General features: G+C 35.3%; 11 protein-coding genes. 3 read left to right on the forward strand and 8 right to left on the reverse strand.

The window, feature by feature from the left end:
* Positions 1 to 3: 3 nt before the first annotated feature.
* Positions 4 to 1,389 (reverse strand): TolC family protein, encoded by a 1,386-nt coding sequence (locus tag BUA98_RS14460; RefSeq protein WP_072973681.1) that lies wholly within the window; start codon positions 1,387 to 1,389, stop codon positions 4 to 6.
* 163 nt (positions 1,390 to 1,552) lie between these two features.
* Between BUA98_RS14460 and BUA98_RS14465 the strand changes: the two genes are divergently transcribed.
* From BUA98_RS14465 to BUA98_RS14475, 3 genes are all read left to right on the forward strand, one after another.
* Complete coding sequence (locus tag BUA98_RS14465) at positions 1,553 to 2,590, forward strand: sensor histidine kinase (RefSeq protein WP_072973682.1); 1,038 nt, start codon at positions 1,553 to 1,555, stop codon at positions 2,588 to 2,590.
* The gene (locus BUA98_RS14470; RefSeq protein ID WP_072973684.1) at positions 2,590 to 3,288 is read left to right on the forward strand and encodes a LytR/AlgR family response regulator transcription factor; all 699 of its coding nucleotides are present in this window, start codon (positions 2,590 to 2,592) and stop codon (positions 3,286 to 3,288) included. The genes BUA98_RS14465 and BUA98_RS14470 overlap by 1 nt, the downstream gene beginning before the upstream one ends.
* 360 nt (positions 3,289 to 3,648) lie before the next feature.
* The gene (locus BUA98_RS14475) at positions 3,649 to 4,122 is read left to right on the forward strand and encodes a PepSY-like domain-containing protein (protein WP_072973685.1); all 474 of its coding nucleotides are present in this window, start codon (positions 3,649 to 3,651) and stop codon (positions 4,120 to 4,122) included.
* Positions 4,123 to 4,287: 165 nt separating this feature from the next.
* Here BUA98_RS14475 and BUA98_RS14480 read toward each other — a convergent pair whose 3' ends face one another.
* The 7 genes from BUA98_RS14480 to BUA98_RS14510 all read right to left on the reverse strand — a co-directional run bounded on the left by BUA98_RS14480 (position 4,288) and on the right by BUA98_RS14510 (position 12,148).
* The gene (locus tag BUA98_RS14480) at positions 4,288 to 5,052 is read right to left on the reverse strand and encodes an SDR family NAD(P)-dependent oxidoreductase (RefSeq protein WP_072973687.1); all 765 of its coding nucleotides are present in this window, start codon (positions 5,050 to 5,052) and stop codon (positions 4,288 to 4,290) included.
* A gap of 291 nt (positions 5,053 to 5,343) precedes the next feature.
* On the reverse strand, positions 5,344 to 6,072 hold the full coding sequence (locus BUA98_RS14485) for an SDR family oxidoreductase (protein WP_072974097.1): 729 nt from the start codon (positions 6,070 to 6,072) through the stop codon (positions 5,344 to 5,346).
* A gap of 374 nt (positions 6,073 to 6,446) precedes the next feature.
* The gene (locus BUA98_RS14490) at positions 6,447 to 7,370 is read right to left on the reverse strand and encodes a helix-turn-helix domain-containing protein (protein WP_072973688.1); all 924 of its coding nucleotides are present in this window, start codon (positions 7,368 to 7,370) and stop codon (positions 6,447 to 6,449) included.
* 146 nt (positions 7,371 to 7,516) lie between these two features.
* Complete coding sequence (locus tag BUA98_RS14495) at positions 7,517 to 8,080, reverse strand: 2'-5' RNA ligase family protein (RefSeq protein ID WP_072973690.1); 564 nt, start codon at positions 8,078 to 8,080, stop codon at positions 7,517 to 7,519.
* Between the two features lie 128 nt (positions 8,081 to 8,208).
* A complete protein-coding gene (locus BUA98_RS14500; RefSeq protein WP_072974100.1) occupies positions 8,209 to 9,576 on the reverse strand; it encodes an alginate export family protein in 1,368 nt (455 codons plus the stop codon).
* A 5-nt stretch (positions 9,577 to 9,581) separates the two neighbouring features.
* Complete coding sequence (locus tag BUA98_RS14505; RefSeq protein WP_072973692.1) at positions 9,582 to 11,366, reverse strand: amidohydrolase; 1,785 nt, start codon at positions 11,364 to 11,366, stop codon at positions 9,582 to 9,584.
* A 92-nt stretch (positions 11,367 to 11,458) separates the two neighbouring features.
* Entirely contained in the window at positions 11,459 to 12,148 is a 690-nt protein-coding gene (locus BUA98_RS14510) for a hydrolase (RefSeq protein WP_072973694.1), read from the reverse strand.
* Positions 12,149 to 12,210 lie beyond the last annotated feature (62 nt).

Consider the following 12,210-nt stretch of genomic DNA (forward strand, 5'->3'; position numbering starts at 1 on the left):
TAATTAAAATTCATTTATAAATAAGTCGAAATTGCCTGATGCGGCTACTTTTAGCAAATACGATTGCCACACATTGTTGTTGACGATATCACGGTCAATTTCGGCACGGTTTAACGTAAACATCGTTTGTGTCAAATCGGTTAAATCGGTTAATCCGTTTTTGTATAAGGTCGATTTTTGCAGATACGCTTTTTGAGCTGCGTTGACCTGAATTGGCGCTTCGGCAAAATTCTCCAGCGTGATTTTTATTTTATCTTCTGCAAAACTCATTTGCGATTTTAATTCTCTGTCCGCCTGATTGTATTCTTCTTTCAAAGCCTGAGAAACGAATTTTTGAGCGCTTACTTGTCTGCTCATTCGGAACGGTGTGGTCAAGTTCCAGCTAATTCCAATTCCGACTAAATAATTAGAACGATCCGGATTTACACCATCCCAATAATTTCTGGTGAAAGCTGTTTGGTCCTGAACATAATTCGTATCGAAACCAGAGGCACGGGTTTGAACAACTCCGAACGCACTCATCGTTGGATAGTAAAAACGTTTGTATAATTTGGTTTGCTGATCGCTGTAATCGATTCTTGTTTTATAATATTGAAGCAACGGATGAAGACTATCAGTAGTTTTTTCGGCTGTTAAAATCGCTTTCGGAATTTGATTCACAAACAAAGTGTCTGTTTTGAAATCCTGAGGCGCAACGCCCATTAAATCGACTAGTTTATTGTTTTGTTCCTTAACGAAGTTACGAGCCAGGTTCAAAGCAATTTTAGCTTTTGAAACTTCGGCTGTCGCCAATGTAGAATCGACTCCCGCCAATAATCCGTTTTTAACACGCGCAACAGCTGTCTTTTTGAAAACTTCTGCGCGGCTTAAATTCTTTTGTTGGGAAATCAGTAATCTTTGGCTAGCCAGTAAATTCAAATAAGCGGCAGAAATTTTGATTTCCTGTTGAAACATTTCCTGTTGCAAATCGCGTTCTTTGGCCTGCACATCAACTTTAGCCAAATTGATTTTTTCTTTTGCTTTTCCGAAAGTGAAAAAGTCCCAGTTCATATTGACTAAGTAAAGAGCTCCAAAAGCGGAGTTCCAGTTTTGATTGGGTAAAGCAGGACCTGAAGAAGCAGCGGCCAAACCATTTAATCCGTAAAGAGCACCATTTTGCCCGTTGATCGTTCCGTAATCTTGTTGAGCTGATAAGTTCAGATTAGGTAAGTAATCGCGTTTGGATTGTTTTAGAGTCTCACGCGAAGCACTGGTGTAATTGCTTTTTGCCCGGATAGAACCGTAGTTTTCAAGACCTGTTTTTATCGCTTCTTTTAAAGACAAGGTTTGTGAATGACCAATTGAGGCAAAAATCAAGAAAAATAATAAAGTAATTTTTTTGAAATACATAAAACTCAAAGTGTGAAATTATGTCCCAAAATTATTTCTCTTATGCCGATATAAGCCTTCTTAAATGATGTAATGCAATTAAAAATGACCAATTGAATTTGTCATTTATTGGGAATGATAATTAAATATTTGTCTTTAATTTGTAAACTATTTAAAAATTAAAATGAATAAAAAGTTTGATAACATTCTGGATAACAAATGGTGGCAGGAGATTGCTGTCGTCGCGTTTTCCTTTACCATATATACTTTAAAAAACGACTGGATGCTCTTTAGTTCAATGACATCCGTTTTAATGGGCATATTTTTCTACTTCATTTTATACATGCACGCCCAGTTCAATCGCTTTTTTTTGCTGCCAATATTATTCAAAACCCGTCGTCCTTTAACTTATGTTTTTCTAACGCTTTTTGGAGTGTTCGTGTTTTCGGTCATTTTGTACGAAATCACGATGCTGGATATGTTCAGCAATTGCCGCTTGTATCAGAACTCACATCAAAGAAGTTATGTGTATCAATTGGCTAGTGTTTTAGGAACTTTGGTTTGTATTTTGAGTCCGATTATTGTTTTTAAATTCTACAGAATTCACAAGAAACAAACGGATGAAACGTTATTATTCAACCAAATGCAATTGAATTCTTTAAAAGGACAATTGAATCCGCATTTTTTATTTAATACTTTCAATACGCTTTACGGAATCAGTTTGGAATTCCCGGAAAGAACGCCGGATTTGATTATGAAAGTATCGCAATTAATGCGTTATCAACTGGAAAGTAATAACAAACAATGCGTATCTTTAGAAGAGGAACTGCAATTTATAAACAGTTATGTTCAGCTTGAAAAAGAAAGAGTAGGGTACCGTTGCGATATTACATACGATTGTAAAATTGATAATGAAAATGCTTATAAAGTATCGCCAATGTTGTTGATTGCGTTTATAGAAAATGCTTTTAAACACGGAACCTGCGCGATCGAAAAATGTTTTGTGAGAATCATAGTTACCGTAGAAAACGGATTGTTGCATTTGCATGTTGTAAATTCAATTCCAACGAAAAAAGCAGATGTAATTTCAACTAAAATTGGTTTAAAAAACACGATTGAACGTTTGAATTTAATTTATGGAAAAGACTATAAATTAGATATTCAGGATGATAAAAACACCTACATCGTTGATTTGAAATTGCAACTCAAAAAGTTTCTGTAATGAAAGACCCAAAGAAATGTATAATTGTGGATGATGAGCCGGCAGCGCATTACGTGCTGGCCAACTACATCAAACAAAACCCGCAGTTAGAATTGGTTTTTCAGGGCTATAATGGCATTGAAGCAATGGATTATTTGCGTGAAAATCACGTTGATTTGATGTTTTTGGATATCAATATGCCGGAGATTTCCGGAATGGAATTGTTGAAGATTATTCCAACGCATCCCAAAACTATTTTAACGACTGCTTATTCTGAATTTGCATTGGAAAGTTACGATTATGGTGTAATTGATTATCTGCTGAAACCGATTTATTTTCCGAGATTTTTGAAAGCGGTAGACCGTTTTTTTTCAACCGAAAATGCAAAAGCGAAAGAAGAGGAAGTAGCTGTAAATTCGATTAGCGTAAAAGTGGACGGTTATTTTATGGACATTGAATTGGATCAGCTTTTGTTCGCACAGAGTTTTGGAAATTACGTGAAACTACATACAATGAAAAGAACGTATTTAGCCTCCATAACCACAAGTGAATTAGAAAAATGCCTTCCGGAAAAGAGCTTTATGCGCATTCACAAATCGTATATCGTGGCTTTGGATAAAATTGATGTTACCGAAAAAGATTTTGTAATTATTAAAAACGAAAAACTCCCCATTGGGATTACCTATAAAAGAGAATTGTCTGACCGACTTAAAAAGTAGTGAAGTGCATTTAGATGTCAGATGCAAGATGCAAGATGGATGACGTAAAATTCAAGGTTTAAAAAGAAATTGACTCATAGAATTCAACTCATAATTCACAATTTACAATTTACAATTTACAATTCATATAAGATTGCTTACTAATTCAGTTATTTAAGAAAAAGCCTGTAAAGATTAATTTCTTGCAGGCTTTTTTGATTTATGTGATGACCATTTTTTGATGTTTATTTAAAAGTGTCTTTCTACTTTTTAAAAATCAAGTCTTGTTCGTAAAATATCTTTGAAGTCTGTTTTTTCTTACCTAAAAAGCAGTAATTTTAATACACTAAATTAAGAGTAATTAATTTAAATATTGAAATCATGAAAAACGTATTTATAGCGGTTTTGTTATTATGTAGTGGCTTTTTGATGGCGCAGGAAGGAACGAATATGAAAGAGAAAATAACGCCGCCAGAGAAAGTGTTGTTTACTTTTCAGAAAGAATATCCCAATAAAGTACCGGTTTGGGCAATGGAATATGTTGGAGATGATAATGATGAAGTTCGTTACGAAGCGAAATTTAAAACCGATACAAATGCCGAAGCGCTTGCTGTCTATGATAATTTAGGCGTGTTAAAAGCGTACGAGTTGCAAATTCCGTTAAGTCAGTTGCCCGCAAAAGCGCAGGCTTATTTAAAGAAAAATTATCCGCCAAAAGCGATTAAAGAAATTGCAGTTGTGGTAGATTATAAAAGCAAAACAACCTATGAAGTGATGGTTGAAAAAGCTTCCAGATTTTATGATGTTGTGTTCGATAAAAACGGAGGTTTTGATGTCATCATAGAGAAAAACTAAAATACGGACTTACTAATTCATTATATTTTTAAAAGACAAACCCGATAGATTTTAATGTCCATCGGGTTTTGTTTTTTAAATTATAAACTGCCAGGTTTTATTTATTGAAGGAACTGTCATTTCACTTTTTACCATTCACAATTCACAATTAACAATTCACAATTATTACAGCATCATTCCCCCAGAAACCTCAATACGCTGTGCGTTTACCCAACGTGCCTCTTCGGTACATAAAAAAGCAACAACACCGCCAATATCATCTGGTAAACCAACTCTTCCCAGAGCAGTTACAGAAGCAATTTGTTGGTTCATTTGCTCATTGTCACGAACAACACCTCCGCCAAAGTCAGTTTCGATGGCACCCGGAGCCACAACATTAGCTCTGATTTTTCTTGCGCCTAATTCTTTAGCCTGATATTTGGTCAATGTTTCAATTGCCCCTTTCATTGAAGCATAAGCCGCATAACCCGGGAAAGAGAATCTCGCTAATCCTGTAGAGATATTTACGATTCCGCCACCGTCGTTCATTACATTCAATGCTTTTTGAGTTAGGAAAAATGGCCCTTTAAACTGAATATTAGTCAATTGATCAAATTCTGCTTCCGTTGTTCCGATGAATGAATTATGAATTCCGATTCCGGCATTGTTCACTAGAAAATCGAGTTTATCGGTTTTAAAAGTGCTTTTCAGTACTTCTGAAACGTTTGTAAAGAAAGAATCAAAAGTACCTGAATCGGCAACATTCAATTGAAGCGAAGCTGCTTTTTGACCTAAGTTTTCGATTTCTTTTACAACTGAATCCGCTTCTTCTTTTTTGCTGTTGTACGTAATGATTACATCGATTCCTTTTTGTGCAATTGCAATTGCCATGTTTTTCCCTAAACCTCTGCTGCCGCCTGTTACTAAGGCGATTTTTGTATTTACTGCCATTTTATTTTAGATTTTAGATTGTTGATTTTAGAATAGAGAATAGAGAATAGAGAATAGAGAATAGAGAATATAGATTATAGATTATAGATTATTTGAAATATTTATTAGAAAAAATCTGCTGAATCTGCTAAATCTGCGTGAGAAAATTAAACACATAGAAAACATAGGATTTTTTTGTCTTTAATTAGACTATGGAAAGAAACTAAGTTTCTAACACATAGCTATGTGTTTTTAGGTTAATGAAATGCCTTTTTTAAGCGTTCTAATTATCTATGTTTCTATGTGTTTAAATTATAAGCTGCCGTGTAACGCCTCAAATGAAGCTTTTAATTCCGGTACGCTTGCGTTTAGTCTTGTTTCACTGGTACCGAAAGTAAGTTCGTTTTTGCCTTGTTTTAATTGTTCGAAAATGGAAACAATAAAGTCAGCCACGCTTGGGTGCGCATTATGAAGTCCAACTCCTCCAAGATCTGTATTTAATGCTGGCGGAATAATTTCGATAACTTCAATGTTTTTTGCTTTTAAAATATGACGAAGTGAAAGTGTAAACGAACGGAAGAAAGCTTTTGTAGCCGAATAAACCGGAACTTTTGCGAAAGGTGAAAAGGCCAATCCGGAAGTTACATTCATTACCGTTGTCAATGATTCTAATTGAATAAATAAAGAAGTTAAATGCAACGGCCCTTCGATATTAGTGCTCAATTCTGTTTTCATACTTTCGTAGAAATCAGCATCGGCAACAGAAACCCATTTTTGGATTCCGGCGTTGTTGATTAGTACATTTAAATTTGGATGATTTTCGGCAATCCATTCGTAAAGTGCGATGCGCTCTTTTTCATCTGATAAGTCACATACTTTTGTAATTACGGTTGGGAATTTTGCTTTAACTTCATCTAAAACAGATTCTCTTCTTCCGCAGATAATTACAGTATTGTTTTCCTGAATAAAACGTTCGGTCAGGCCAAGTCCAATTCCGCTTGCACCGCCTGTTATTAAAATTTTGTTGTTTGCTAATTTCATCTTTTTGATCATTTAAATTGATAAGACAAAGGTAGGAGCAAAGCAGAGCTGGGGAATTGTAAATTTCAAATGAAAGTTTGCGAAATTCAAATCGGTAAACAAAATTCAATGACAAAAATCAATATCAATGTCAACAAAAAAAAACAATTTAAAATTCCAAATTCGAAATCTCATTTTTATGTCTTATTTACAGAAGTGGAAGGATCTGTTAAATTTTGCAGACGTATAATTGAACGCCGATGACGCGGATTCGCCTTGCGAAGACACTGATTATCACGGATTTTTTAACTAATCTATATCTAAAGCTCTAATTTCAAACCTGAAGCCTGAAACCTGACACGAGGCTTTAGCCGAAATGGCGAAGCAAACAAAAATTAACTTCTAAAAGCTAATGGCGTGAACGAAGTTTGTTTTTTAAAGAAATTAGAAAAGTGCGCCAGTTCTTCAAAACCCAATGAGAAAGCGATTTCAGAAATGTTCCAATCGGTTTGTTTTAAAAGGATTTTGGCTTCGTTTATTAAACGGGTGCTGATTAATTCGGTTGTGGTTTTTCCGGTGTTTTCTTTTAAAACTTTATTCAAATGATTCACGTGAACGGATAATCTTTCTGCAAAATCTTTGGCTGTTCTCAATTCTAATCGCTGATGTGGTGACTCAATTGGGAATTGTCTTTCTAATAATTCGGCAAATAAAGACGAAACTCTTGCCGCCGAATTATGTTTAGAATATAATGCTGTTATAGGCTGTAATTTTTGTCCAAAGTGAATTAACTCCGCGACATAATTTCGAATCAAATCGTATTTATAGATATAATCAGAGTTGATTTCTTTTTGTATTTTGTTGAAAATCAATTCTACTTCGTTTACTTCTTCGTCGGTGAGCTGAAAAATAGGATAACCGTCAGAAGCAAAGATTGGGAGATCGTCTAAATCAATTCCACTTTTATTTTTGGATAAAAATTCACTGGTGAAAACACAAAATTGTCCGGATTGATTGGTGTCTTGTGGTATATAATTGTATGGGATTTTTGGTGTAGCAAATAAAAGCCCCTGCTTTTCGATTTCGATTATCTTATCAGCATATTCAGATCTGTTTTTGCCGCGTATCAGACTTATTTTATAGTAAGCTCTTCTGTCATAAGGCATAGACGGCTTGTCTTTCATTCTCTCCAGCAGCTCTTTAATGTCAAAAACATTAAAATGACCAATTTCTTTTTTGATGTCGTTGGGTATTAAGGAACTTGGTTCAACAGAAGAACCTTCGGTAATATCCTGATAAAATGAATCGAGGGATTTCATAAGTGTGAATTGTAAAATTCAAATATACGAAAAATTTTGATGGGTAAGTTTATTTGCCACAAAGGCACTAAGACGCAAAGTTTATTTTTTTCATTACGTAATCGCAATGACCAATCTTTGTGTCTTAGTGCCTTTGTGGCAAAAGCTTAAAACAAACTACCCTGAATTAATTCTGGCTGTGGATTGCTACCAAAAGGAAAAGTCTCTAAGATAAAATATTGTTTTTTGACAGGATCAAATTCTCTTAAGATAATAGCATCACATAAAAAATCCATATTGATTGTAGTGAATAAATCATGCGCAATTTGGATGTTTTCAGGTGTTAGATTTCTTCCTATTGAAATATGCGGATCGTCGCTTCTGTCTTTACTAGAAATGAGAAGTGCTTCCTGAATTTTTCTCATCATAGGTTTTAAGTTTATTTTAGAATCTTCACTGGGAGAGATGAAGAAAGCCCGACTTTCCTCATAAGCATCAAAATGATCTAAATAAATTTGAACTGGAGTTAAAGTATCAGCGATTTTAGAAAGCTTTTGTCTGTATTTAGCAAGCTGATTCTCATTGGCTTTAAATCCGCCAATTGTAATATGTGCTACAGAGTTACAACTGCCGTACCATCCAATTTCATTAAAAAGTTTTAGTTTTAATTTTTTGATAAACTCAATTCCATCTTCTGAAGGATGAAAAACAACTGAATATTTAGTCTCCATTTAAATCTGCTTTTATGCAAATTTAAAATTTAAATTGTGCCGTCAATGCTGCATAAAAATAATCTTTGCGTCCAGGATGGATTGAAATCCATCCCTACAAAATATATAGAATCTACGATTCTTTAACATCAGAATTTAAACTGCGCCGTCAACGCTGCATAAAAATAATCTTTTCCTGTCCCGACCTCTTTTAAAAAGGAGCCTGCGTTAAACCAGCCAGATTCTAATGTAAAGGCCAGAAAATCATTCGCAGTATAATCTAAATTAGTAATCAATTGAGAACCTATAAAACGCTCTGTAGTATCTTTTCCGGAATATAGTAATTGCATATTTGGTGCATATAAACCATCGCTTAAAGTCTGTCTCCAGAAAATGTCATAATCAAATCCGAGGCTGAATTTTTGGCTTAATTGCAAACTTAGAGAAGGATGGATGTCAATTAAGTTGGACGGACCAATTAAAGCTACTAATCCAAAATAAGCGCCTCTGGGATATAACGGATTGAAAGTTTGTAAATGATTGTCATCTGAATGTTTATCTCCGGAAATAATTTCTGTCTTTAAGCCAATTTCAGGCTTGAATTTTATTTCTGAAAAAGTATAACAGGCAAAAGAGGAAATTGTCCAGGCTGAGACTGATTTTTGATTTATGTTTCCGAATTGATATAATCCTTCAAAATCATATTTCCAATTCCCCTTGTTTTTCCAGATTCGGGTTCCGATAGATTGACGATTTTCTTCTCCAATAGCATCATCAAAAACAGCTCTTGTTTTCCATAATCCTAAATAATAGAAATCGATATTCTGAATAAAGGGTACTTTATGAATCACCGTGTAACTTCCCCAGAATTGTGCATTTTCATTGAAATTGTCGTTGAAAGTTCCGGGTTTGTTAGCAACGGGATGCGTATAAAAAGCATCGGTTTGCCAGTTGTCTTTTTTATAGAATAATTTGACTGCATCAAAAGCAAGTCGACTGTTTGGGCCTTCACGAACGGCAATTAAACGCTGCGAACCATATGACATTTCCTGTCTTCCTGAACGCAAGGTTAATCGTTCGTTTTTCTTCTGAATAAAATCGATATCCAGAAAAGCCTGATGAACATCCAACTCGTTTTCATCCACCGGACTTGGATCGATTTTACTGTTGGCCAAACTGCTTTGCAATTCGACAAAGGTTCTGAAAGCGCCTAAATGAACATCGGCATGTAGCAGATAACGGGAAAGTAAATAGCCATCGCCTTCATCAGAATCATCACCCCATTTGTCGTTTACGGTGTAAGTATATTGCAATCTTGCTTCGCCACCAATAGTGGTGTAATATTTATTATTTCCGCTAAGCGGAATGTATTTTATTCTTTCATACCAGTTTCTGGTAGAGTCTTTCAGATAAGTTAAATCATCGTCATATCGCAGCTTTTGGAATGTCATTTTCTGCTGTGCATTTCCGGTAAAGAACAACCCCAAAAGCAACAATAATCGGAATATAATTTTCATATGATTTAATTTTTTTGATAGCCTCCAAAATAATTTACCGGGCTCCATTCCGGTATAGCTTTCGGAATTGGGTTTGCGAATGTTCTAAAGTCATTATCGACATAAACTACTTTGCCGTTTACGACCGTTAGTTTTGATTCAATGTTTAGAATTTTCTCTTCTGAAGTATTAAAATAATCATCAGAGAGTATGACGAAATCGGCTAAATTATTTGCTTTCAGCATGCCGCGATCTTTTTCTAAATTAATCAATTGTGCGCTTCCGTACGTGAACAATTTTAATGCAGCAGTTCTGTCCTGAATATTTTCATCCAGCATGTATTTTGTGCCGCCTAAAGTTTTTCCGGTTGTCAGCCAATACAAACCAACCCACGGATTGTAGCTGGCAACACGGGTTCCGTCGGTCCCCATTCCGACTTTGATTCCCATTTCAAGGATCTTTTTAAGTGGAACCGTGTTTGCAGCAGCCGTTTTTCCATATCTTTTTATAAAACTTTCACCTTGATACGCCATCCTGTGCTGAATCGCCAATCCTCCGTTTAAAGCTTTAATTCTTTTTAGATTTTCAATCGAAACCGTTTCTCCGTGATCGAAAAACCATAATAATCCGTTTAATGGTGTTTCTTTGTCAATCTCTTCAATTACATTTAGAAAACGGGTTATACTTTCGTTATAAGTGGCGTGAATTCGAAACGGCCATCTGTTTTTAACCAATAATGATAAAACCGATTTTAATTGCCCTTCCATCGCCGGACTTAATTCTGGTCTTGGTTTGTCGAAGTTTTCGAAATCTCCTGCACTCATTACCAGATTTTCTCCCGCACCTTGCGCATGATATTCTACTTTATCATCATCATGATCGTCACAGCCTTCGCCAATTTCAACGGTGCTGACCCATTTTGTGTAATCGTTTAATTCGCTTCCTGCTTTTTGAGCAAATAAATAATACGGCATTCTTACTGTCAAATCGCTTTCTTTACATAAACCGTTTGTTACGCCATAATCATCAGGAAAGTTTTGAAATCCCCCACCGGCATCGATAATGGCCGTTACACCCAGACGATTCATTTCAGACATAAATTGTTTGGTAGAATTTATTTTTTCTTCGGGAGTTAATTCAGGAAGTTTAGAAAGGGTAGAGTATAAGATGAAGGCATTTGGTTCCGCTACTAATAAGCCTGTTGGATTTCCTGAGGCATCTTTTTCAACCAATCCTCCATTTGGATTTGGTGTATTGGCATCAATTTTTAAAGCCTGTAAACCTGCCTTATTCAAATAGGCATGTCCGTATAGATGTAAAACAAAAGTTGGAACGTCGCCTGTTGCTTCGTTTATTTCTTCTAAAGTGGGAAGTCTTTTTTCTTCAAACTGATAAGCATTCCATCCGCCAACAACGCGAACCCATTGGCCTTTTGGTGTTCTTTGTGCCTGCTCTTTTAGCATGGCCAAAGCTCTTTTAAGGGAACGAACGCCGTCCCAGCGTAATTCGGTATTAAAAAATCTTCCTCCACGGATAATATGCATGTGAGAATCAAATATTCCCGGAATAATTACTTTTCCTTTCGCATCAATTATCGTAGTTTTTTTGTTTTTTAATTTTAAGATTTCATTGTTTGTTCCTGTTTTCAGGATTTTTCCATCGGCGACAGCCATAGCCTCCACAATAGTATTTTTATCATCTAAAGTATGAATAACCGCATGATGAACGATGAGTGTGGCACTTTTGCCTTGAGCGAAAATAGGTAAGTACAGAATTAAAAGTAAAGCTGAAATTATAATTTTTGGTTTCATAATAGTGGTTTTTTATTTGAGTTTTGGAGAAAAAAAAGGCTGTAACTTAAAACAGCCTTTTTTAGATAACCAACCAAGAACAATTCTATGAATTAATGTTTTAGCATTTCGTGTGCGTATTGAACACCTACACCATAAGCACCACCGTATTTTTTAACCAAATCAGTAACAGCTACATAAGTTTCCTGACGTGCCCAGTCGCGTTGTAATTCTAATAAATATTGTAAAGAAGTGATTGGGTGAGCACCAGCCTGAACCATACGGGTCACAGCCATTTCGTGTGCTTCTTTAGAAACGTCTCCACTTGCATCTGTAATTACGTAAACATCATAACCTTCGTTGATTGCAGATAAAGCAGGTCCAACAATACAAACGCTTGTCCATAAACCACCAAAAACAATTTTCTTTTTACCTGTTGCAATAATCGCTTTACGAGCAGGAACATCTTCCCAGGTATTCATGCTAGTACGATCAATATAGTTTGAAGTTTTTTGCGGATAAAACTCTTCAATTTCACGGAAAACAGGTCCGCTGAATGATTTTTCTGCTACTGTTGTTACAATAGTTGGAACTTTGAATATTTTTGAGGCACCAGCAACTAAAGCAGTATTGTTGCGAAGCTGATCGATTGGAATGTTACTTACTGCAAAGGCCATTTGGCTTTCATAATCAACTAAAACCAAAGTGTGATTTGTTGGATCTAATAATGCCGGACTTGGTTTTTGTGCAAATCCAATGAATGTTACGAATAATAAAACAGTTGTTAAGATTAATTTTTTCATGGTAATGTAATTTTGTGTGTTAATAAAAGGTTTTTTAAAAATTTATGTTCATTTTGATTTTC

The sequence above is a fragment of the Flavobacterium saccharophilum genome, from assembly GCF_900142735.1.
In the GTDB taxonomy this organism is placed as follows: domain Bacteria; phylum Bacteroidota; class Bacteroidia; order Flavobacteriales; family Flavobacteriaceae; genus Flavobacterium; species Flavobacterium saccharophilum.

Bases quoted from the DNA above. Each gene is read 5' to 3' on its own strand.
- BUA98_RS14460 (WP_072973681.1), bottom strand. From the start codon at position 1,389: ATGTATTTCAAAAAAATTACTTTATTATTTTTCTTGATTTTTGCCTCA.
- BUA98_RS14465 (WP_072973682.1), top strand. From the start codon at position 1,553: ATGAATAAAAAGTTTGATAACATTCTGGATAACAAATGGTGGCAGGAG.
- BUA98_RS14470 (WP_072973684.1), top strand. From the start codon at position 2,590: ATGAAAGACCCAAAGAAATGTATAATTGTGGATGATGAGCCGGCAGCG.
- BUA98_RS14475 (WP_072973685.1), top strand. From the start codon at position 3,649: ATGAAAAACGTATTTATAGCGGTTTTGTTATTATGTAGTGGCTTTTTG.
- BUA98_RS14480 (WP_072973687.1), bottom strand. From the start codon at position 5,052: ATGGCAGTAAATACAAAAATCGCCTTAGTAACAGGCGGCAGCAGAGGT.
- BUA98_RS14485 (WP_072974097.1), bottom strand. From the start codon at position 6,072: ATGAAATTAGCAAACAACAAAATTTTAATAACAGGCGGTGCAAGCGGA.
- BUA98_RS14490 (WP_072973688.1), bottom strand. From the start codon at position 7,370: ATGAAATCCCTCGATTCATTTTATCAGGATATTACCGAAGGTTCTTCT.
- BUA98_RS14495 (WP_072973690.1), bottom strand. From the start codon at position 8,080: ATGGAGACTAAATATTCAGTTGTTTTTCATCCTTCAGAAGATGGAATT.
- BUA98_RS14500 (WP_072974100.1), bottom strand. From the start codon at position 9,576: ATGAAAATTATATTCCGATTATTGTTGCTTTTGGGGTTGTTCTTTACC.
- BUA98_RS14505 (WP_072973692.1), bottom strand. From the start codon at position 11,366: ATGAAACCAAAAATTATAATTTCAGCTTTACTTTTAATTCTGTACTTA.
- BUA98_RS14510 (WP_072973694.1), bottom strand. From the start codon at position 12,148: ATGAAAAAATTAATCTTAACAACTGTTTTATTATTCGTAACATTCATT.